The sequence below is a fragment of the Methylobacterium gregans genome, assembly GCF_022179245.1.
GTDB lineage: Bacteria > Pseudomonadota > Alphaproteobacteria > Rhizobiales > Beijerinckiaceae > Methylobacterium > Methylobacterium gregans.
This window is the reverse complement of record NZ_BPQM01000068.1, coordinates 1-20,409: the sequence shown is the minus strand read 5'-3', so window position 1 is coordinate 20,409 and position 20,409 is coordinate 1. Positions and strand designations below refer to the sequence as shown.

Sequence of the window (20,409 nt, the reverse complement as noted above, 5' to 3'; positions counted from 1 at the left end):
CCGTTTCCGGCTTGGCCGGCCCCTTTCGATCAACCCCTCGACGGGCCGGGAAGGATGGCTTCCCGGGATGATCGAAAGGCAACGGGATGAACACCAACGAGAACCACGGCCACCACGACGACGACGCCCCCCGCACGGACGAGGACGGCGTCCGCGCGGTCAAGGTCTACGGCTTCCGCATCGACAAGAAGAGCTACGAGAACCCGCTGCCGGACCTCACCGGCCGAGACCTGCTCGTTATCGCGGGCAAGGCGCACCCGGATCGCTGGAAGATTTTCCAGAAGGTCGGCGCCCAGTTGAAGCGCATCGGCCTCGACGAGGTCGTGCACGTGAGCGACAGCGGCGAGGAGCGCTTCGTCACCCTGCCGCTCGACCAGACGGAGGGGGAGCAGCCGCTCCCCCGCCGCCGGGATTTCGCGCTTCCCGAAGGCGACGAGGAGACGCTCGACGCGGCCGGCCACCGCTGGGAGGCGATCCAGGAGGCGGGCGCCACCCGCGTCGTCGTCCGCGACTATCCCGTCCGCACCGGGTACGCCCCGGCCAAGGCGGACCTGATGCTGCGCCTGCTGCCGGGGTATCCCTCGACTCAGATCGACATGTTCTACTTCCACCCCCCGCTCGCCCGGGCCGACGGGGTTCCGATCCGCGCCCTGGTCGGGGACACCTTCGAGGGCAAGCACTGGCAGGGTTGGTCGCGTCACCGCACCGGCGAGAACCCCTGGCGCCCGGACGTCGACGACATCGGCACGCACCTCGCGCTGGTCGAGCATTGCCTCGCCAAGGAAGTGGGGGCCGCCTGACATGCGCACCACCCTCGCCCTGACCGGCGCGCAACACGCCGCGCTTTGCGCCCACCTCTTCCCCGGCGACGGCCGCGAGGCGGTCGCCCTGATGCTCTGCGGGCGCGCCGCCTCGCCCGGACGGACGAAATTCGTCGTGAACCGGATCGTCCCGATCCCGCACCATGCCTGCGAGCGCACCGACAGGCGCGTGACTTGGCCGACCGCCTACCTGGAGCCCCTGCTCGCGGAGGCGGCGAAGCGCGGCATGGCCGTGGCCAAGGTCCACAGCCATCCGGGCGGCGACCTGCGCTTCAGCGAGGTGGACGACGCCGCGGATGCCGACCTGTTCGGCGGGGTCCATGCCTGGGTCGACGACGGCCAGCCGCACCTCAGCGCGGTGATGGTCCCGGACGGGACGATGATCGCCCGGGCCCATGGCGAGGACGGCACGCACGCGCCGCTCGACCACGTCGGCGTCGTCGGCGATGACCTCCGCTTCCACCGGCCCCCCGTTCACGCCGCCCAGGCCGTTCCCGAGTTCGCGCGGCGGCACGCCCAAGCCTTCGGACGCGCGACGTTCGAGGCGATGCGGCACCTCCGCGTCGGGGTCGTGGGGTGCTCCGGGACCGGCGGTCCGGTCGTTGACCAGATCGCCCGCCTCGGCGTCGGCGAGATCGTGCTGGTCGACCCCGACCTGGTCGAGGACAAGAACCTCAACCGCATCGTCAACACGACGCTCGCCGACGTGGGTCGGCCGAAGGTGGAGGTTCTGGCGGCCTTCGTCGAACGCCTCGGGCTCGGTGCGAGGGTGGAGGCCTTTCCCTGCGACCTGTCCCGACCGGACGCGCTCAGGGCCGTTTCGACCTGCGACGTCGTGTTCGGGTGCATGGACGGGGTCGAGGGCCGCGACCTGCTGAATCGCCTCGCGACGTTCTACGTCCTGGCCTACCTGGACATCGGGGTGATGCTCGACGCCGATGGCGAGGGTGGCATCGACCAGATCTGCGGGTCGGTCCACTACCTGCAGCCGGGGCGCTCCAGCCTCCGGGGACGCGGTCTCTACACGGACGGGATGCTTGAGGCCGAAAGCCTGAGGAGGCAGGACCCCGCGGCCTACGAGGACCGCCTCGCGCGCGGCTACATCCGCGGCGTGCCGCAGGAGCGGCCGGCCGTGGGTGCGGTGAACGGCCTGTTCTCCAGCCTCGCGGTGGTCGAGTTGCTGCTGAGGTTGCATCCGTCGCGGCTCGACCCGAACGGCGATTTCGCCGTCCAGACCCTAAGCCTGACGGCCGGGTTCTGGCAGTTCGCGCCGGAAGAGGGCACGGACGACGCGCTCGCGCGATACCTCGGTCGAGGCGACATGAGGCCGTTCCTGAACCGACCGCATCTCGACATGCTCATGAGGGCGGCGTGATGGCGGGACTTCCCGTTACGCTGCTCCGGGCGTCCCTGTCCTGGGTCGCCCGCCGCCTCGGGCGTCACACCGTGGATTTCGTCGACGAGGAGCCCGATACGCCCGCGCCTCGCACGGTCTACGTCGTGGGTGAGGATGGCCATCAGTGGTTCGCGGCCTTCGGGTGCCCGTGCGGCTGCGGCGAGACGATCAAGCTCTCGCTCGTTCCCGGCGACCGGCCGGGCTGGCGCATCCGCCGACACTGGGACGGGACCGCGTCGCTGACGCCGAGCGTCTGGCGTCAAGTGGGATGCCAGAGTCACTTCTGGCTGAGGAAGGGCCGGACCGACTGGTGCTGACCGCCTTCGCCCGCCGCGGCGCCGGTTCCGCCGACGCCGAACCTGTCGCCTCCGGAGCGGGGAGGATTCCGCCGCGGTGAACGGAGGTGAGGTCGACCCGGAGCTAGGTCGCCGCTGGCCGGACTGGGGTGAATTCCGGACATGGGGCCGTTCAGGAGGCCCTCGTTGCGACGAACGGTGCCGCTTGGAGGCCGTTGCCTCGGCCATATCACGCCGGAAAAATTGACCGGCGGAGGGATGTCGCTTCCATCGTTGCGGTCCGGACCAAGCCGAGGGCCGGATAAGCGCCGCCCGCCCGAACGCGTGATCCCCGGCCGTCGGCGGCAGGACGAACTCTGAACGGGGCGGCGCACGTGCGCCGCCCCGTCGAAGCCGTTAGGCCAGGGCAGCGGCCCACTTCGTAGGATCGGGTGACTTGTTCTTGTAGATCGTCCCGCCGAAATCCACGTGAAGCTCGGCCCACGCCCCGCCAGCCTGGCGCGCGAGAACTTCGAAGTGCTTCGGCTTGCGGCGAAGGTCCCCCGACGGGGTCCAGCCCGCGGCCTTCACCGCCTCCAGCACGCGCGATGGGTCGGCCGGCATGTCCGGTCGCTTATCGCCAGGCGGGTGACAAGGCTTCTTATGCTGGATGTGCACGGGTTCCCGGCTCTCGGCTGCGATCCGCGTCACCTTGATCTCGGACGGGCGACGCTCGCCCTCGATGTCCACATGCAGGCCCGCCACGAGCGGGAAGGCCTCCGCTCCCTTAGGGCCGAGATCGGCCAGATGCGTCCCGCCGCCGGCCTCCACCGTGAAGCGATGGGCAAAAACGTGCTGAATGACCCCCGAGAGGGCCGTCGTGTCGTGGTGCGGCATGATCTTCTCCGTAGGGCGCCCATCCGCAGGCGCGGCCCGTCAGGTGGCCTGGCCTCACACGCCGTTCAAGATTGACCCCGGCCGGTGCGAGCGAGGGGACGATCACCTTTCTGTGCTTCGTCCCGAGGCCGCGGGGGCCCGTGCGCGGCTCACATGCCGGGTCTGCGGACCCATGGTGCTGCCGCGATCATGCTCACGCGCAGACCCTGCTCGGCCGACACGTAGCCTCAAGGATCGAGCCGGGCCGTCCGCAGGCGCAGGGCGTTGCCGATGACGCTGACCGAGGACAGCGCCATGGCAGCGGCGGCGATGACGGGCGAGAGCAGGATACCCAGGAACGGGTACAGCACCCCGGCCGCGACCGGCACGCCGGCGGCGTTGTAGACGAAGGCGAAGAACAGGTTCTGGCGGATGTTGCCCATCACCGCCTTCGAAAGGCGCCGCGCCCGCACGATCCCCATCAAGTCGCCCTTGAGCAGCGTCAGGCCGGCGCTCTCGATGGCCACGTCCGTGCCGGTGCCCATCGCGATGCCGACGTCCGCCGCGGCGAGCGCGGGGGCGTCGTTGACGCCGTCGCCCGCCATGGCGACCACCTGCCCGGCCGCCTTGTAGCGCTCGACCACGGCGGCCTTCCGGTCGGGCAGCACCTCCGCCTCGACCTCCTCGATGCCGAGGCGGCGGGCGACGGCCTCGGCGGTGGTGCGGTTGTCGCCGGTCAGCATCACCACCCGGATGCCCTCGGTCCGGAGCGCCGCCAGCGCCTCCGCGGTCGTCGCCTTGACGGGGTCGGCGATGGCGATGACGCCCGCCACCCGTCCGTCGACGGCGGCGAAGATCGCGGTCGCGCCGTCTCGCCTCAGTTCGTCCGCCCCTGCCGCATATGCCGACACGTCCACGCCATGCTCGCGCAGGAAGGCCGCGTTGCCGAGCGCAACCCGGCGCCCCTCCACGGTGCCGAACGCGCCCTTGCCGGTCGGGCTTTCGAAGTCGGCGACGGCGGCGGTCGCGACGCCGCGCTCCTCCGCGGCCCGCACGACCGCCGTGGCCAGCGGGTGCTCGCTCGCCCGCTCGACGCTCGCCGCGAGGCGCAGCACCGTAGCCTCATCGAAGCTAGCTGAAGGCACGATCCGGGTGACCGCCGGCTTGCCCTCGGTCAGCGTGCCTGTCTTGTCGACCAGGAGGGTGCCCACCCGCTCCATGCGCTCCAGGGCCTCGGCGTTCTTGACCAGGACGCCGGCCCCGGCACCCCGTCCGACGCCGACCATGATGGACATCGGCGTGGCGAGCCCGAGCGCGCAGGGGCAGGCAATGATGAGCACCGCGACGGCGGCCAAGAGCGCGAAGGTGAAGCGCGGCTCCGGCCCGAAGACCATCCAGGCGAGGAACGCGAGGACCGCCACGCCGATGACGGCGGGCACGAACCAGCCGGCCACTTGGTCGGCGAGGCGCTGGATGGGTGCGCGCGAGCGCTGGGCCTCGGCCACCATCTGGACGATGCGGGCCAGCATGGTGTCGCGCCCGACCTTCGTGGCCTCGATCACGAGGGCCCCGGACTGGTTCAGGCTGCCGCCGACCACGGGGGCGCCCGCCGCCTTGGTGACCGGCATCGATTCCCCCGTCACCAGGCTCTCGTCCACCGAGCTCCGCCCCTCGGCGACGAAGCCGTCGACCGGCACCTTCTCGCCCGGGCGCACCCGCAACCGGTCGCCGGCCGCGATGGCGTCGAGGGACGTCTCTTCCTCGGAGCCGTCCGGTCGAATGCGGTGGGCCGTCTTCGGCGTCAGGTCGAGCAGGGCACGGATCGCGCCGCCGGTGCTCTCGCGGGCGCGAAGTTCCAGTACCTGCCCGAGGAGCACCAGAACCGTGATGACGGCCGCCGCCTCGAAGTAGGCAGGCACGGCCCCGCCATGCCCGCGCAGGGCCTGCGGGAACAGGCCCGGGGCAGCTGTGGCGACGACGCTGTAGAGGAAGGCGCAGCCCGTCCCCAGCGAAACCAGCGTGAACATGTTGAGGTTGCGCGAGACCACGGAACGATAGCCACGCACGAAGAACGGCCAGCCCGCCCAGAGCACCACAGGCGCGGCGAGCACGAACTGTATCCAGTTCGAGGTTTGCTGCCCGAGGCGTTCCGCCAGCCCGAACAGGTGGCCACCCATCTCCAGGACGAAGACGGGGAGCGTCAGCACGAGCCCGACCCGAAAGCGTCGGGTCATGTCGACCAACTCCTCGCTGGGGCCGGTGTCGGCGCCGACCACGGCCGGCTCAAGCGCCATCCCGCAGATGGGGCAGCCTCCCGGGCCGACCTGCCGCACCTCCGGGTGCATCGGGCAGGTGTAGATCGTACCCTCCGGCACCGGCTCCACCCTCGCCTGCCCCGGATCGAGGTAGCGGACCGGATCGGCCTCGAACTTGGTCCGGCATCCGTTCGAGCAGAAGTAGTACGGGTGCCCGGCGTGCTCGGCCCGATGCTTCGCGGCGTGCGGATCGACCGTCATCCCGCAGACGGGATCCTTGACCGTCCCGGTGCCGGAAGCCTGGGTCTCGTGATCACCGTGCCCAAGTTGCGCATGGTCGTGCCCGGCATGATGGCCGTGGCGCTCGTGCGAGGGGGGGACGCTATGCGGCATGACCTGGCTCCCGTGGGTTCGCATCGCCTTCGGTCACCGGCTTCCGGTGACGGGAAGCAGGCCGAGGCTGTCCAAGGACGTCGAACAGGTGACGGGGACGGCGGGCGTCCCCGTCGGGATGGGTGCCCCGGATCGGGGCGCGGCCGACCTACTTGGCGTGCTGCTTCAGCCACGCCTCCATCTCGCCGATCTCCTTCTCCTGGTCGTCGATGATCTTCTGGGCCATAGCCTTGGTGGACGGGTCCTTGGCGTGCTTCAGGGCAACCCTGGCCATCGCGACCGCGCCCTTGTGGTGCGGAATCATGTGGGTGCGGAAATCGACGTCCGGGTTGCCGGTGTAAGCGACGGCCATGTCCTTCATCATGGCCATGTCGGCGGCCTTGAAGTCCTTGGTCGAGGCGTCGTCCTTCGGGTCCGGCTTCATGGAGGACATCGAACCGTGGTCCTTCATGTCCTGCGCGTGGGCGGTACCGGCCAAACCGAGACCGAGAATGGCGGCGATGGCGAGCGTGTTCGGGATTTTCATGGTCGTTACCTTTTTCGATGGCGTGGGATGCCGTCGCGCCGGAACGGACGTCCGCTCCGGCGCGACGGGGCGTCGTGAGGCGCGGCGGCGTTCAGTGACCGTGGGGAGGCTTGGTGGCCGTTCCGTCGGAACGTCCGTGGTCCATCCGCTCGCCGGACTTCGCGGGGGCCGTGTCCCCGAGACGCATGTCGTGGGCAGGCCCTCCCGCCGTGCCGCCGCGGCTCGGCGTGGGCTGCGTCTGCTGCTCGGCGTTCGCGTTGCCCTGGTCGTCGGCGAAGGCGGGCGATGCCGCACCGAAGGCCATCAGAAGGGTGGCGAGAGCGGCGATTTTCATGTGGTGAACTCCTTGGCTCATTGAGGTTGGCCGGTCGCCGGCGTGCAGCTCGTCGACCGATGGCTCCGGCACGGGCACCCGCCTCGGGCGGCTCCCCCTGCATCCCTGCGTGGGATCTTCAGGCCCCCTTCCGGTCGCGCTCGCGACAGGGGGCGATGTTCAGTCGAACTTGCCGCTGGCCGTGGCACCGTCGGGCGCGGTGAGCTGCACGGCGCCCTTCGGGCTGTCCCCGAGCGCCACCGGGGCCGTCCCTGTCAGTCGGTTGCCGTCGGCCGGCTGCAGGGGGACCCGGGTCGGCTTGCCGCCGACGACGAGGATGGCCGTGCCCTTGAAGCCCGTGGCCGGCACCGGCTTCTGGCCGCCGTCCGACAGGAAGACGTCGACGGTCTCGCCCTTGGTAGCGAGCTCGACGTGGAACTTCCCGGCGTCGGCTACCCGGCCGCCGTGCTGGCCGGCGCTTTCGTGGGCGTACGCCGCGGTCGCCGCCATCAGGCCGGCGACGAGGGTCAGTCTGTGCAGGATCATGCTGGTTCTCCTCGGGGGTCAGTAGGCCTCGGCCGGGCGCGGTCGCGCGCCGTCCGGGGACGGGTCGGCCGGCGCCTCGGCGTGCAGGGCGTGCAGCCGCTCCAGCGGCTTGCGGCCGAAGCGCAGGAACAGGACGGGGGTCAGGAAGGTGTCGAGCAGCGTCGCGCTGACGAGGCCGCCGAAGATCGTCACCGCCACCGGGTGCAGGATCTCCTTGCCCGGGCTCGCGGCGTCGTAGAGCAGCGGCACCAGCGCCACGCCCGCCGAGAGCGCCGTCATCAGCACCGGGGTCAGCCGCTCCAGGCTGCCGCGCACCACGAGGTCGGGCCCGAACGGCATACCCTCGTGCAGTGACAGGTTCAGGTAGTGGCTGATCTTCAGGATGCCGTTGCGGGCGGCGATGCCGGTCAGCGTGATGAAGCCGATCATCGACGCCACCGAGAGCGGCTGCCCCACCAGCCAGAGCGCGGCCACCGAGCCGATCAGGGCGAGCGGCACGTTGCCCATGATGATGAGCGCCAGGGCGGCCGAGCGGTAGCGGCTGAACAGGATGGCGAAGACCAGGGCCAGAGAGAGCGCCGAGAGCGCCGCGATGGTCCGGCTCGCCTCCTCCTGCGCCTGGAAAGTGCCTTCCAGGCTGGTGAAGAAGCCGGGCGGCATCGGCTCCTTCGCCACCGCCTCGCGGATGGCGGCCACGACGGTCGCCATGTCGGTGCCGGCCGTGGTGTTGGCCTGCACCACGATGCGGCGCCGGGCGTTCTCGCGCAGGATCTGGTTCGGCCCGTCGGTCTCGCGGATGTCGGCGACCTGGCGCGCCGGCACCCAGCCCGAGGGCGTCTCCAGGAGGAGGTCGCCCAGCCCCGTCGTCGTCCGGCGGTTCTCGGCGAGGCGCAATACCACGTCGAAGCGGCGCACGCCGTCGACGACCGTCGAGACCACCCGACCGTTGGAGAGGCGGCTGATCTGCTCGACGACGGCCGCGGGCTGGACGCCGTAAAGGGCCGCCCGGGTGTAGTCGACGCGCACCTCAAGCTGCGGGATGCGCACCTGCCGCTCGACTTGCAGGTCCGCGAGACCCGGGATCGAGGCCATGCGGTCGCGCAGGGAGTTCGCGACCCGCCGCAGGGCGTCGAGGTCGTCGCCGAACACCTTGAGCGCGATCTCGGCCCGCACGCCCGAGAGCATGTGGTCGAGCCGGTGCGAGATCGGCTGGCCGACGTTGACCGCCACCGGAAGGGCGGCGAGGCGCCCGCGGATGTCGGCGACCAGCGCCTCCTTCGGACGCTTCGTACCTTCGTCGAGCGCCACGTCGATCTCGGAGGAGTGGACGCCCTCGGCGTGCTCGTCGAGTTCGGCCCGACCGGTCCGGCGGCCCACCGCCTTCACGCCCGGGATGTCCAGGAGCAGCTTCTCGGCGATCAGCCCGACCCGGTTGCTCTCGGCGAGCGAGATGCCCGGGTTGAAGGTCATGCTGACCGTGAACGAGCCCTCGTTGAACGGAGGCAGGAAGGCCCGGGGCAGGTTCCAGGCGGCGACGCCCGCGGCGGCGACCGCCACGGCGACGCTTCCGACGAGCCAGCCCTTGTGCCGGAAGGCGACCCGCAGCAGGGCGGCGTTGCCCCGCTTGAGCAGCTTGAGGAAGCGGCTGTCGTGCTCCTCAAGGTTCCTGAGCCCCGGGAGCAGCAGCGACGCCAGCACCGGCGTCAGGGTGATGGAGGTGAGCAGGCTCGCCAGGATGGAGATGATGTAGGCCTGCCCCAGGGGTGCGAAGAGCCGGCCCTCGATGCCCGAGAGGGCGAAGAGCGGCACGAACACCAGGATGATGATCAGCGTCGCGTAGACGATGCCGGAGCGCACCTCGTTCGAGGCCTCCACCACCACCTGGAACACGCTCTTCGGGTTGCCGGCCTTTCGGTTCTCGCCGAGCCGCCGGTAGATGTTCTCGACATCGACCACCGCGTCGTCGACGAGCTCGCCGATGGCGATGGCCAGGCCCCCGAGCGTCATCGTGTTGATGGACAGCCCGAACAGGTGGAACACCACCGCGGTCGTCAGCACCGAGACCGGGATGGCGAGCAGCGAGATCGCCGTGGTGCGCACGTTCAGCAGGAAGGCGAACAGCACCACCGCCACGACCAGCACGGCCTCGACGAGGACGCGCTCGACGTTGCGGATCGAGGTCTCGATGAAGTCTGCCTGCCGGAACAGCACTTGGTCGGCCTTGATGCCGCCGGGCAGGTTCGGGTTGAGTTCCTTCAGTGCGGTCTCGATGCTGCGGGTCAGCCGCACGGTGTCGACGTCGGGTTGTTTCTCGACCGAGACGATGACCGCTGGCTTGGCCATGTAGCCGGCGTCGCCCCGCTTCACCTTCGCGGCAAAGGACACCTCCCCGACCTGGCGCAGGTATACAGGCGTGTCGGCGACCGTCGCGACCACGAGGTTGCGCAGGTCGTCGAGGCTCATGGTCCGGCCGATGCTCCGGATCAGGTACTCGCGGGCGTTCTGATCGGTGAAGCCGCCGCCGGCGTTGGTGCCGAACTGCGCCAGCGCCGTCTCCAGCTGGGCATTGGTCACCCCGAGCGCGCGCATCGCCGCTGGGTTGGGGCTGACCCGGAACTGGCGCACCTCGCCGCCGATGGGGATGACCTGCGCCACGCCCGGAATGGTCAGCAGGCGCGGCCGGATGGTGAAGTCGGCGACCTCGCGCACCTGCATGGGGGTCGCGGTCTCGCTGGTGACCGCCACCAGCAGGATCTGGCCCATGATCGAGGAGACAGGGCCCATCACAGGGGTGACGCCGCGGGGCAGCTGGTCCTGGACGAGGGACAGGCGCTCCGCGACCTGCTGCCGGTTCCGATAGATGTCGGTCCCCCAGTCGAACTCGACGTAGGTGATGGACAGGCCCACGCCCGAGACCGAGCGCACGCGGGTCACGCCGGGGAGACCGTTCATCCGGGTCTCGATGGGATAAGTGACGAGTTGCTCGACCTCCTGGGGGGCGTACCCTTCCGCCTCCGTCATGACCGTGACGGTGGGTCTGTTGAGGTCGGGAAAGACGTCGACCGGCAGCTTGGTCGCGGTGAAGGCGCCGTACAGTACCAGCACCGCGGCGAGCGCGAGGACGAGCAGGCGGTTGCGGACCGACTGGCTGACGAGGAAGGTGAACATCGGGCGGCCTCCTCAGCGAACCTGGTCGAGGAGTTCGGCGCCCTGGGTCACGACCCGCTTACCGGACCCGATCCCCTCGGCCACGAGCACCCGGCCGCCGTCGAGCGGCTCGACCCGAACGGGCCGCGCCTCGAAGCGCTCGGCGGTGGTGTGCTCGTAGACGACGTCCTGCCCGTTGCCGGTGCGCACCACGGCAGAGCGCGGCAGCGCCAGGCCGGCCTGCTCGGTGTCGGTCCCGGCCAGCACCGTGACGAACTGGCCGACCCGCAGGCCGGAGGCGTCGCCCTGGACCGCGAACTGGACCGGTATGGCCTGGTTGCGGTCGGCGAGCCCCGTGCCCTGGTAGGCGAGCTTCAGGGTCCGTCCGTCGGCGAGACGGGCCGTAGCGTTCTGCGCCGCGGTCAGAGCGTCGAAGCTGAGGGCCTCGACCCAGAGGCGGTTTGGATCGACGATCTGGAAGACCATGGCGCCGGGCGCCGCCATCTGCCCGGCCACTGCGGTCGCCTGCGCCACCACGCCGTCGACGGGCGAGACCAGGGCCTCGGGCTGCTGGCGGATCTTGTCGAGGGCCGCGCGGCGGTCGTGCAGGCCATTGAGCTCCGCGACCGCGTCGTCGAGCTGGGTCGTGGCGACGGCGCCGGTCGTGGCGAGCTTCCGGTAGCGCTCGACCCGGCGCTCGACGATGGCGATCTGCTGGTCGAGTTCGCCCTGGCGCTGGCGCATGTCGGAGACGTCGACGGCCTGGACCGGCGGCGTCACCGTGGCGAGCACGTCGCCCTTGCGAACCTTCGTGCCGAGGCGAGGGAAGACGCCGGACGGCGGTGGCGAGATCCGTCCGCCGACCGAGGACTGGACGACGCCGCTGGCGTTCGGGTCCGGGATGATGCGGCCCGGCAACTCGACCGAGCGGTGGAAGCTGCCCTGCTCGGTCATGATGGTGCGCAGGACCAGCAGCCGTTGCGTCGGCTTCGGCACGAAGACGGAGCCGTCGGGCAGGCGCTGCGCGAGGTCCGACGAGGCCGGCGTCGTCTGGCGCGGCTCGATCAGGGCGGCGCCCTCAACGGTTGAGCCGTGGTCCTCGTCGCCGTGCGCGAAGGCGGCGGTGCCGAGGACGAGGGTGATGCCGATGGCGACCAGCGCCACCGCCGGCGCGCCACGGCGCCCGCGTGCGAGCGCCGTCACGAGCACGCCGAGCAGGAAGGCGACGGCGACCGCGGCCACCAGGGCCGGGTCCTTGGCCATCAGCCGTTCCCTGATGCCGTGGGCGACCTCGGAGACGCGCGCCAGGGCAGCCTGAGCCGGGGCCGGCTTGGCAGGCGCCGCGGCCGCGGCGACCTTCGGGTCGGGCACTGTGACCGCCACGGTCAGCACATCGACCGCGTCCCCGGCCGTGACGGTCGCGAGGAGCTCGTGCCGGCCGGGCTTCGACAGCCACGGGACCGGCAGCGCGTAGCCGCCGTCGGTCGTGGCGGTCGCGACCCTGGGACCGTCCGGCGTCTCGACCTCGATGGTCGCGCCGGGCACCGGCTCGTTCGTCCGGAAGCGGTCGAGGAACAGCGTCAGGGTGCCGTCGCGCGGGACGGCGACGAGTTCGAAGGCGTCCGAAAGCGCCTCGCCGCGCGGCGCGATGGTCTTCGAGAGGGGCGGCGGCACGGCGCCGTGGTCGTGGCCCTCGTGGGCAAGCGCAGGCCCCGTTAGGACGGCAGCAAGCAGCGCCACCACGCCATAGGCGGCGGCAAAACGGGTCGACATGAATAGGAATCCTCGCGTCGGGAAGTCCGGACGGCGCCGATAGCGGGCGCATTCCGGGCGTCGCGCGCCTCAGGCGCGCCCTACTTCACGCGAGGGTTCGTGGGGGCTCGGGCAGGGCCTCGGGGTCGACGCCTGAACGGGCATCGACGTCGTGCGGGATCAGCACGACGTTCCCAGACAGGGGCCTGGAAAGCGACGCGGCGCCGGCGACGACGCCGGACGGGCAGCATACCATCGTCCCGCAGCATGAGCCCCTGCAGCCGACAGGGCAGCATCTCCCACCGGCATCGTCAGCCTGCAGCGAAGACAGCGGCTCGGCTGCCGGGGATTGTCCGTCGAGCGCAAGCCGGGTTTCGGCAGGGCCACCGACGATGCGGGACGGGAGGGTAATCGGCCTCGTCGCGACGGGAGGCGCTGCGTTCGCCTGAGTCGTTGATTGATGACGACCGTGGTGGGCATGGCCGTCGTGGGCTTGGACGGCAGACGGCGCGACGTAGGCGATGATCGCGAGGATCACCACCGCCGTCAGGCGCATGATTTGCCGGTCGAGGCTTATGAGGTCTGGCTTACACCGATTTCGGTGGCGGGACCATGTCCGCATGTGAAACGAAAATGGGGGGATGAAGGTTTGGTTGCCGCTGCGGCATTTCAAGCTGCCGCGAGCAGCGGCTCAGCCGGATCCGCGGCCACGGACACGAGATCGGCCCGCAAATTGATCCCGACTTGAGCGCACGGCTCGATGGCTTGGATGGTGCAGGTGATGGGCTTGGTGCAGCCGCCGCATCCGATCTTGTAACGGAACAGGACGCGCTTTCTTTGATGACGTGCCGCGGGTAGTGGGGCTTCCCGATTTGGGAGGGTCGGGGCGTGATGGTTGTTCTTGTGCGAACAAACCAAAATCGCGCATAAGAACCTCGATGGGTGTCGGCGGTTGGCATAGGCGTTGTGCCGTGTTGCAGGAGTGGTGCGCATTCGGTGCCCGCGCGCTCTTGCTTGCCCTGGCCATGTTCATCGTTTCGACCGTTGCGGGCTCCGGCGACGATCTTGCTGATCATGGCGGCCGCTACCAAAACGCAATCGGTGTGGGGACGCTAGTCACGCCCATGCCCACCGAGGCCGGCAATCCGGGTTTGGCCTGCCGCCTCCTTTGTGGCTGCCATCAGGTGGCCCCTCTCCAAGTCTCCTCCCACGTCACGCCGTCGACGGAGTTCGCCGGCCTGGGCTTTTCCTGGGTGGCCGAGGTTCCGACCTCCGTCACTCCCGACCGACTGGCGAGACCGCCCCGCGCGTAAGGTGACGCCGCGCTCCCAAGAGCGCGTTCGCCCGGCCCACATCTCGGCGCCGGTTCGTCCATCACCTGATCCAACGGGAACGACCGTGACCGCCCAAGCAGGCCGTCCGGCGTCCTTGTCGAGCGGCCCCCATGCGCCTCCTCCTGTTCGCGGTCCTCCTGGCCACCGGCATCGCCATAGGCGCAGCCGTCCCCGCCGTCGCCCGCTTCGTCAGGGACAATCTGGCCGCCGCCGGGCTGCCGAAAGACCTGTTCACCATCACCGTGCCACCCATCACCGCCAACCACGAACCCTCGAAGGCTGGGACGCCGCCCGACGGAGATGACGACGTCAAGAAGCCGGGAACCCCCAAGGCCACGAACGGCCACGAGATCGGGAAGCACGGGTACGAGCCGGGCGAGGAGCACCCCGAGAAGGGCGCAATCCGGATGGGACCCGAGGAGGTGGCGGCGCTCAACATCTCGGTCGTGAAAGTCGAGGGCGGCACGCTCGCCCGGCACCTCCTGGTACCCGGCGCCATCACCCCCGACACCGACCGGATCGCGCGCGTCCCGGCCCGGGTCGTGGGTACCGTCACGGAGATGCGCAAGCGCCTCGGCGACCGGGTTGCCAAGGACGAGATCGTCGCCGTCCTCGAAAGCCGTGACGTCGCCGACGCCAAGAGCGAGTACCTCATCGCCTCGGTACGCGCCGAGCTGGAGAAGACCAACTTCGACCGGCAGCAGGCGCTCTGGGACAAGCGCATCTCGTCGGAGCAGGTCTACCTGCGGACCAGGGCAACCTACACGGAAGCCACCTTGCGCGTCGACCTCGCCAGCCAGAAGCTGTCCGCCCTCGGGCTGAGCGCGACCGATGTCGCAGCCGCACAGAAACGAGAAGGTGCCACCCTGAACCAATCCACCCTGCGCCGGTACGAGCTCCGCTCGTCGCTCGCCGGCCGGGTCGTCGAGCGCAAGGTCGAGGTCGGGACGACGGTCGGCGGCAAGGGCGACCCCGCCGACATCTACACCGTCGCCGACCTCTCGACCGTATGGATCGAGCTGTCGGTGCCGACACACGAGCTCGCCATGGTTCGGGAGGGCGCACCCGTAGCTGTCACCCATGCCCATGAGGCCGGCGGCCGCCATGCCGACGGCAAGGTCGTCTTCGTCAGCCCGTTCTTGAACCCGGACACCCGCTCGGCGCGGGTCATCGTCGCCCTGCCGAACCCTGACCTTGCATGGCGCCCCGGCGCCTTCGTCACTGCCGGGGTGGAGATCGCGAACGACGCGGTCGAGGTGCACGTCCCGAAGGCCGCCCTGCAGACGGTCGGGGGCGAGCGCGTCGTTTTCGTGCGCACTGAGGAGGGCTTCGAGAAGCGGGAGGTCGAGCTCGGACGCTCGGACGACGATTCCTACGAGGTCGTCTCCGGACTGAAGTCGGGCGCCACCATCGCGGTTGCCAACTCCTTCATCCTCAAGGCCGAGCTCCGCAAATCCGAAGCGGGCGACGACTGAGGGCGACCGGACCTGATCTCCCGTATCCTCGCCTTCCCCGTTCGACAGGGCTGGCTCGACTTCGTGCCCGATATCAACAGCAACCAGGTGCTGTTCAACACCGTCGCGCCCACGCTCTCGCCCTTCGATATCGAGAAGCAGGTGACCTGACCGGTCGAGACCACGCTCGCCGGCATCAAGGGTTCGGAATACATCCGTTTGCGTTCGCGTAACGACTTCTCCCAGGTCACGGCGGTCTTCGCCGACGAGGTCAAGGTCTACTTCGCCCGCCGCCAGTTGGTGGAGCGCCTAGGCGAGGCGCGCGAGGGGCGGCCGTCCGAATTCCAGCCTCATATGGGGCCGATCATGACCGGCCTCGACGAGATATTCATGTGGACCGTGCGCTACACGGCGCCCGACGCGTGGAAGGCGTCGTGTTTAGGCGAACCGGGCTGGCAATCGGACGACAGATACCTGACACCTGAGGGACTGGGGCTGAGGACGGAGCTGGAGAAGGCCGCCTACCTGCGGACCTTCCAGGAATGGATCGTCCGGCCGCAGATCAAGACCGTGCCGGGCGTGGCCAGGGTCGAGGGCAAGATGTTCGAGCCGATGGCGCCGACCGTCATCATCGCGCTCGTTGCCGCCTTCGTCCTGTCGCTGACCTTCGTGCCGGCGCTGATCGCCATCCTGAAGGACGCCATGACCGCGCTTGTTGCCCTCGCTCGGGTTCGTCCCGGTGACGCTGGCGGCGGGGACCGGCACGGAGGTCCAGAAGCCGCTCGCGACCGTGTTCATCCGCGGCTTGATCAGCGCCACCATGCTGACCCTGGTCGTACTTCCGGCCCTCTATGCGCGCTTCGGCGGCGCCCGCGCCACGGCGCCGGTCAGCCATGACGAGGACGACGGTGGCGCCGCTCTGTTCCGGCAGGTCGCCGAACAGTATCCGTGAGCACCACGCGAACCAGCGGCAGTCCTATCAGGATCGCGGACCTCGCATTGCAAGCTTGACAGACTTCAAGAGCAACGAGACCACTCAGAAATGACGACCTTCCTCGCCTATGCGGGCGCGGCCCTCGCCGAAATCGTTGGATGCTTCGCGTTCTGGGCCTGGCTGCGCCTGGACAGATCACCCCTCTGGTTGCTCCCCGGCATGGCATCGCTTGCGCTCTTCGCCTACCTGCTTACCTTAGTCGAGAGCGAGGCGGCAGGCAGGGCTTATGCGGCCTACGGAGGCATCTACATCGTGGCGGCCATCCTCTGGCTATGGGGTGCGGAAGGCTACCGTCCGGACCGATGGGACGTTACGGGCGGTGCGATCTGCCTCGTCGGCATGACGGTGATCCTGTTCGGCCCACGCCCCTGAGGCCCTCGCGGCGATGCGCGCGGCTTACCCAGGATAGTGCCGAATCTTGTTCTTCAACAAGGGTCGGCTCACGCTCGTGGCAGCCTGCAGTCGCATGCTCAACAGCACGCCTGCGGAGGACCATGCCTCAACCGATCCGCCCAAGCACGGGGAAGGCCTCCACGAGGAGGGAAGCCACGGCGCTCATGCGGTCGGTCACCATCAGCAGCCCCATCGCCACCATCACGCCCCCGCCGACGAGCTGAAGCGCACGACCGAACCAGCGTAGGGTCCGAAGGCGCGCGACGAAGCCTGACAGGAAAAGGGCCGCCGCCACGAACGGCACGCCAAGCCCGAGCGAGTAGACGGTGAGCAGGGCGACGCCCTTGCCCGCGGCCGAGGAGGCCGTGACTGCCAGGATGGCACCGAGGACGGGACCGATGCATGGGGTCCATCCGAAGGCGAAGGCCGTTCCGAGGAGATAGGCGGCGACGGGCCCCTGACCCGGCGGATCGCCGTGCCAGCGCAGCTCACGCTGCAGCCAGGCGGGCCGCAGCAGACCGGCCGTGAACAGGCCGAACAGGATCACCAGCAAGCCCGAGGCGAGGTTCAGCGCCTCGCGATGGGCGAGCAGGGCGAAGCCGAGCGCGCTCGCCCCCGCGCCGAACGCGACGAAGACGGTCGTGAACCCGAGCACGAAGCAAAGGCTCAGGCCGAGCGTGCGCAGGCTGTCGCGCTCGCCGGCGGCCGACTGCCCCGCGACGTACGACACGTAGCCCGGAACGAGGGGCAGCACGCAGGGCGATAGGAACGACACGGCGCCGGCCGCGAAGGCCGCCAGGAAGCCCACGCTTGAGGCGTCGATGGCCATCGGTTCAGCCCCGGCGGAATGATGGACGCAGGATCGTCACTCCTGACCGGCCCCGGCCGCGGCGAAGATCTTGAGAAGGCGTTGGCGCTCCGCCTCGGTCCCGCCGGGCCCCGCCGGCTTGCGTGCCGCCGCACCCCGGACCGGCTCCCGCTTGCCGGCGAGAGCAACCGGGCCCGCGGCCGGCACGGCGACCTCACGCGGCCCTGCGGCCAGAGCCTCGGGGCGGCTCACCTCGCCGAGACCGCCTCCGGCCGCGACCATGGTCTCTCGGAACGACCGGTGCTGGCCGCCGTCCTCGTACACCAGCCGGACGGCGGGCGTCCCGCTCGCCACGAGGGCGGCGACCTGCCGCTCGTCATCCGCCTGCCTCCGCGCGACCGCGCCAGCGGTGGCCTCGTCGCCGGCATCGAACACGTATCGGCCATCGGCGACGCCGACGCCCTGCTCGGCCCCCGTGACCTCGAACCGGTCGGACCCCTCCTTGAGGTTCCTCCAGAACGCGATGTTCGGGTCCTGGCGATGCCGGGCCAAGTTCTCCGGCGTCATGCGGAACGGGTAGGACTGGAACTGGACGGCGCGCTGGCCGCCCGCGAAGGCCTCCCGCACCACGGCATAGAGTTCCGAGATCACCTCGTCCGTCATCGCGAAGCAGCCCCGCGACGAGCACGAGCCGTGCACCATCAGGTGCGCGCCGGTGCGTCCCAGGGAGCGGTCGTACTCGTTCGGGTACCCGAGATTGAACGAGAGATAGAGGCTCGAATTCGGGTTCATGGACGCGGGCGTCACCGCGTAGAAGCCCTCCGGCGCCTGCCGGTCCCCCTCCCGGGTCTTGGGCCCCAGCTGACCCGACCAGCGGCACATCGCGTAGGTCTTCAGGAGGGCGTACTTGCCGTCCGTGCCGCGCTTCCAGAGCTCGATCTCGGACTCCTTCTTGTAGGCCCGCATCAGGATCGGATCCGCCGGCGAGACACCCTTGGCCGACATCAGGGCCAGGGTCGCCGGCGGGATCGGCGCGAGGTGGCGCGTCGAGGCCGCGTACTGGCCGTCCTGGCAGGCGGACAGCGCCAGGAGGAGGGCCAGACCGAGCGTTGTCGTCTTCAGCATGTCGGCCTCGCCGAGGTCGGCCTCCGAGCCTGGGCTCGAAGGGTTGATGACAGGTTGCCGTGGCTGCGGTTCGGCGGAAGCGGGCCGCTTACGGGATCGGATCCCCGGCGCTGCGATGCCTCCGCCGCAGGGGAAGTCCGTCGAGGAGCAGCAGCACCACGCCTGTCGAGATCCAGACGTCCGCCAAATTGAAGGTGAACCAGCGGATGCCGCCGGTGTGCAGGTCGAGGTAGTCCGTGACGACGCCGTCCATGAGCCGGTCGACGAAGTTGCCGGCGGCCCCGCCCGCTATCGCGGCGAGCCCGAGGCGTTCGAGCCCGCCGCCCGCGGCCAGGGCCCAGCCGGCCACGAGGCAGGTGAGCGTGCCCTGGATGGCGAGGAGCAGTGCCAGGGAGGACGGGTCGTGCGCCGGGAACAGGCTGAAGCTGATGCCGTAGTTGAATGACAGGCTCAGGTCGACGAAGGGCAGTGCGCCCCTGACGGCGCCTTCCTCCAGCCACGCCTCGGCCACCGCCTTGGCGACGAGGTCTATGGCCGCGGCGGCCCCCGCCACCCCGGCCACGGTCGCCGCCCGGCCGGCCCACCCTGACAGGGAGATCATCAGGCCCTCAGGAGACGGAGCGCGTTGGCCGTCACCAGGACGGTCGCGCCGGTGTCGGCCAGGATGGCCGGCCAGAGGCCGGTGATGCCTGCGACGGTCGTCATTAGGAACACGGCCTTCAGGCCGAGGGCGATCGCGACGTTCTGGCGGATATTGCCCAGGGTCGCCCGAGAGAGGGAGACCAGCGCCGCCACGTCGCCCACCCGGTCGTTCAGCACCGCCGCGTCCGCCGTTTCCAGGGCCGCGTCGGTGCCGCCGCCCATCGCGATGCCGACGCTGGCGGCGGCGAGCGCCGGCGCGTCGTTAATGCCGTCGCCGACCATCGCCACCGGAGCCGCCGCCTTCAGGGCCGCGATCTCGGCGAGCTTGTCCTGGGGCAGGAGCTCGGCCTTCACGTCGAGCCCGAGTTCGGACGCGACCGCCTCGCCCGTGCGCCGGTTGTCGCCGGTCAGCATCACGCTGCGGACGCCGAGCTTCCGCAGGGCCGAGATGCCGGCCGCCGCGTCGGCGCGGGGCTCGTCCCGGACCGAGATGGCGCCCAAGGCCTCGGCGCCGCGGACGACGATGACCACCGTCTTGCCGCCGGCTTCCAGGTCCGCGACCGCGCGCTCGGCCTCGGGGCCGAGCCGCGCGCTCTCGGCGGCGTGGCGTGGGGAGGCGACGAGCACCGTCTGACCCATCACCGTGGCCGACACCGCCTTGCCGGGGATGGCGCGGGCGTCCCGCGTCGGGCGCAGCGGCACCCCGTCCGCGCTCGCCCGGTCGAGGATGGCCCGGGCGATGGGGTGGCCGCTTCCGCTCTCGACCGCGGCAGCCAACCCGAGAAGCGAGCGCTCCGACGCGTCCGGGGCGAAGACCAGGATGTCCGAGACCCGCGGCCGTCCGGCGGTCAGCGTCCCGGTCTTGTCGAACGCGACCGTGTGCACCCGCCCGATGACCTCCAGTGCGGCGCCGCCCTTGACGAGCAGCCCGCGTCGCGCACCGGCGGCCAGTCCGGAGGCGATGGCCGCGGGGGTCGAGAGCACCAGCGCGCAGGGGCAGGCGATGAGGAGGAGCGCCAGGCCCCGGTAGATCCAGGTGCCCCAATCGGCGCCGAGCAGCGGCGGCACGACCGCAACGGCGGCCGCGAACGCGAACGCGATGGGCGTGTAGACCGCGCTGAACCGGTCGATGAAGCGCGCCGTGGGCGACTTCGACGCCTGCGCCTCCTCGACGAGGTGCAGGATGCGGGCGACTGTGTTGTCGGCCGCCGTCTTTGTGACCCGGACCTGGAGCGCGCCATCGGCGTTGACGCTGCCGGCGTAGACCGGGTCGCCGACCTCCTTGGGCTTCGGGACCGATTCGCCAGTGATGGGGGACTCGTCCAGGCTCGACGCGCCGTCGGTGATCACCCCGTCGGC

Annotated in this window: 17 protein-coding genes and 1 pseudogene; 6 read left to right on the top strand and 12 right to left on the bottom strand. The window is 70.3% G+C overall.

The window, feature by feature from the left end; translation table 11 throughout:
* The first annotated feature begins 86 nt into the window (after nt 1-86).
* From MFF54_RS14530 to MFF54_RS14520, 3 genes are read left to right on the top strand one after another with little or no spacing between them, the layout of a single operon-like run.
* On the top strand, nt 87-800 hold the full coding sequence (locus MFF54_RS14530) for a multiubiquitin domain-containing protein (RefSeq protein ID WP_003596987.1): 714 nt from the start codon (nt 87-89) through the stop codon (nt 798-800).
* 1 nt (nt 801) lies between these two features.
* A complete protein-coding gene (locus MFF54_RS14525; RefSeq protein WP_003596986.1) occupies nt 802-2,196 on the top strand; it encodes a ThiF family adenylyltransferase in 1,395 nt (464 codons plus the stop codon).
* A complete protein-coding gene (locus tag MFF54_RS14520) occupies nt 2,196-2,534 on the top strand; it encodes a ubiquitination-like system serine protease family protein (protein WP_003596985.1) in 339 nt (112 codons plus the stop codon). Before MFF54_RS14525 ends, MFF54_RS14520 begins: the two co-directional genes overlap by 1 nt.
* A 375-nt stretch (nt 2,535-2,909) precedes the next feature.
* Here MFF54_RS14520 and MFF54_RS14515 read toward each other — a convergent pair whose 3' ends face one another.
* The 8 genes from MFF54_RS14515 to MFF54_RS14480 all read right to left on the bottom strand — a co-directional run bounded on the left by MFF54_RS14515 (nt 2,910) and on the right by MFF54_RS14480 (nt 12,856).
* Nucleotides 2,910-3,389: a hypothetical protein gene (locus MFF54_RS14515; RefSeq protein WP_003596984.1), complete on the bottom strand. Its 480-nt coding sequence runs from the start codon at nt 3,387-3,389 to the stop codon at nt 2,910-2,912.
* A 227-nt stretch (nt 3,390-3,616) separates the two neighbouring features.
* Nucleotides 3,617-6,016 (bottom strand): heavy metal translocating P-type ATPase, encoded by a 2,400-nt coding sequence (locus tag MFF54_RS14510; RefSeq protein ID WP_003596983.1) that lies wholly within the window; start codon nt 6,014-6,016, stop codon nt 3,617-3,619.
* Nucleotides 6,017-6,164: 148 nt separating this feature from the next.
* Complete coding sequence (gene copM / locus MFF54_RS14505) at nt 6,165-6,542, bottom strand: CopM family metallochaperone (protein WP_003596982.1); 378 nt, start codon at nt 6,540-6,542, stop codon at nt 6,165-6,167.
* A gap of 91 nt (nt 6,543-6,633) precedes the next feature.
* Nucleotides 6,634-6,876 carry a hypothetical protein gene (locus MFF54_RS14500; RefSeq protein WP_003596981.1) on the bottom strand — a complete coding sequence of 81 codons (243 nt, stop codon included), beginning with the start codon at nt 6,874-6,876 and terminating at the stop codon, nt 6,634-6,636.
* Nucleotides 6,877-7,035: 159 nt separating this feature from the next.
* Nucleotides 7,036-7,401, bottom strand: coding sequence for a hypothetical protein (locus MFF54_RS14495; protein WP_003596978.1), 366 nt, complete (start codon nt 7,399-7,401; stop codon nt 7,036-7,038).
* Between the two features lie 18 nt (nt 7,402-7,419).
* Nucleotides 7,420-10,569 carry an efflux RND transporter permease subunit gene (locus MFF54_RS14490; RefSeq protein ID WP_003596977.1) on the bottom strand — a complete coding sequence of 1,050 codons (3,150 nt, stop codon included), beginning with the start codon at nt 10,567-10,569 and terminating at the stop codon, nt 7,420-7,422.
* 12 nt (nt 10,570-10,581) lie between these two features.
* Nucleotides 10,582-12,321 carry an efflux RND transporter periplasmic adaptor subunit gene (locus tag MFF54_RS14485; RefSeq protein WP_012455885.1) on the bottom strand — a complete coding sequence of 580 codons (1,740 nt, stop codon included), beginning with the start codon at nt 12,319-12,321 and terminating at the stop codon, nt 10,582-10,584.
* Nucleotides 12,322-12,406: 85 nt separating this feature from the next.
* Entirely contained in the window at nt 12,407-12,856 is a 450-nt protein-coding gene (locus MFF54_RS14480) for a hypothetical protein (protein WP_238224428.1), read from the bottom strand.
* An 888-nt stretch (nt 12,857-13,744) separates the two neighbouring features.
* Between MFF54_RS14480 and MFF54_RS14475 the strand changes: the two genes are divergently transcribed.
* The 3 genes and pseudogenes from MFF54_RS14475 (at nt 13,745) to MFF54_RS14455 (ending at nt 16,454) form a co-directional block, all read left to right on the top strand.
* Nucleotides 13,745-15,109, top strand: a complete 1,365-nt coding sequence (locus tag MFF54_RS14475; protein WP_003596971.1) for an efflux RND transporter periplasmic adaptor subunit — start codon at nt 13,745-13,747, stop codon at nt 15,107-15,109.
* 12 nt (nt 15,110-15,121) lie between these two features.
* Nucleotides 15,122-16,040: pseudogene (locus MFF54_RS27805) on the top strand (efflux RND transporter permease subunit).
* 90 nt (nt 16,041-16,130) lie between these two features.
* Nucleotides 16,131-16,454 carry a YnfA family protein gene (locus tag MFF54_RS14455; RefSeq protein WP_003596966.1) on the top strand — a complete coding sequence of 108 codons (324 nt, stop codon included), beginning with the start codon at nt 16,131-16,133 and terminating at the stop codon, nt 16,452-16,454.
* Between the two features lie 127 nt (nt 16,455-16,581).
* Here the strand turns inward: MFF54_RS14455 and MFF54_RS14450 are convergent, their stop codons facing one another.
* From MFF54_RS14450 to MFF54_RS14435, 4 genes are all read right to left on the bottom strand, one after another.
* Nucleotides 16,582-17,304, bottom strand: coding sequence for a cytochrome c biogenesis CcdA family protein (locus tag MFF54_RS14450; RefSeq protein WP_003596964.1), 723 nt, complete (start codon nt 17,302-17,304; stop codon nt 16,582-16,584).
* A 36-nt stretch (nt 17,305-17,340) separates the two neighbouring features.
* Nucleotides 17,341-18,408 carry a L,D-transpeptidase family protein gene (locus tag MFF54_RS14445; protein ID WP_012455884.1) on the bottom strand — a complete coding sequence of 356 codons (1,068 nt, stop codon included), beginning with the start codon at nt 18,406-18,408 and terminating at the stop codon, nt 17,341-17,343.
* A gap of 88 nt (nt 18,409-18,496) precedes the next feature.
* Nucleotides 18,497-19,009 carry a signal peptidase II gene (gene lspA, locus MFF54_RS14440; protein ID WP_012455883.1) on the bottom strand — a complete coding sequence of 171 codons (513 nt, stop codon included), beginning with the start codon at nt 19,007-19,009 and terminating at the stop codon, nt 18,497-18,499.
* On the bottom strand, nt 19,009-20,409 hold a 1,401-nt coding region (locus MFF54_RS14435; RefSeq protein ID WP_238303594.1), incomplete at its 5' end, for a heavy metal translocating P-type ATPase. The genes MFF54_RS14435 and lspA, both read right to left, overlap by 1 nt.

Excerpts from the sequence above, each read along its gene's own strand:
- MFF54_RS14530 (WP_003596987.1), top strand. The coding sequence starts at position 87 with ATGAACACCAACGAGAACCACGGCCACCACGACGACGACGCCCCCCGC.
- MFF54_RS14525 (WP_003596986.1), top strand. The coding sequence starts at position 802 with ATGCGCACCACCCTCGCCCTGACCGGCGCGCAACACGCCGCGCTTTGC.
- MFF54_RS14520 (WP_003596985.1), top strand. The coding sequence starts at position 2,196 with ATGGCGGGACTTCCCGTTACGCTGCTCCGGGCGTCCCTGTCCTGGGTC.
- MFF54_RS14515 (WP_003596984.1), bottom strand. The coding sequence starts at position 3,389 with ATGCCGCACCACGACACGACGGCCCTCTCGGGGGTCATTCAGCACGTT.
- MFF54_RS14510 (WP_003596983.1), bottom strand. The coding sequence starts at position 6,016 with ATGCCGCATAGCGTCCCCCCCTCGCACGAGCGCCACGGCCATCATGCC.
- copM (WP_003596982.1), bottom strand. The coding sequence starts at position 6,542 with ATGAAAATCCCGAACACGCTCGCCATCGCCGCCATTCTCGGTCTCGGT.
- MFF54_RS14500 (WP_003596981.1), bottom strand. The coding sequence starts at position 6,876 with ATGAAAATCGCCGCTCTCGCCACCCTTCTGATGGCCTTCGGTGCGGCA.
- MFF54_RS14495 (WP_003596978.1), bottom strand. The coding sequence starts at position 7,401 with ATGATCCTGCACAGACTGACCCTCGTCGCCGGCCTGATGGCGGCGACC.
- MFF54_RS14490 (WP_003596977.1), bottom strand. The coding sequence starts at position 10,569 with ATGTTCACCTTCCTCGTCAGCCAGTCGGTCCGCAACCGCCTGCTCGTC.
- MFF54_RS14485 (WP_012455885.1), bottom strand. The coding sequence starts at position 12,321 with ATGTCGACCCGTTTTGCCGCCGCCTATGGCGTGGTGGCGCTGCTTGCT.
- MFF54_RS14480 (WP_238224428.1), bottom strand. The coding sequence starts at position 12,856 with ATGCGCCTGACGGCGGTGGTGATCCTCGCGATCATCGCCTACGTCGCG.
- MFF54_RS14475 (WP_003596971.1), top strand. The coding sequence starts at position 13,745 with ATGCGCCTCCTCCTGTTCGCGGTCCTCCTGGCCACCGGCATCGCCATA.
- MFF54_RS14455 (WP_003596966.1), top strand. The coding sequence starts at position 16,131 with ATGACGACCTTCCTCGCCTATGCGGGCGCGGCCCTCGCCGAAATCGTT.
- MFF54_RS14450 (WP_003596964.1), bottom strand. The coding sequence starts at position 17,304 with ATGGCCATCGACGCCTCAAGCGTGGGCTTCCTGGCGGCCTTCGCGGCC.
- MFF54_RS14445 (WP_012455884.1), bottom strand. The coding sequence starts at position 18,408 with ATGCTGAAGACGACAACGCTCGGTCTGGCCCTCCTCCTGGCGCTGTCC.
- lspA (WP_012455883.1), bottom strand. The coding sequence starts at position 19,009 with ATGATCTCCCTGTCAGGGTGGGCCGGCCGGGCGGCGACCGTGGCCGGG.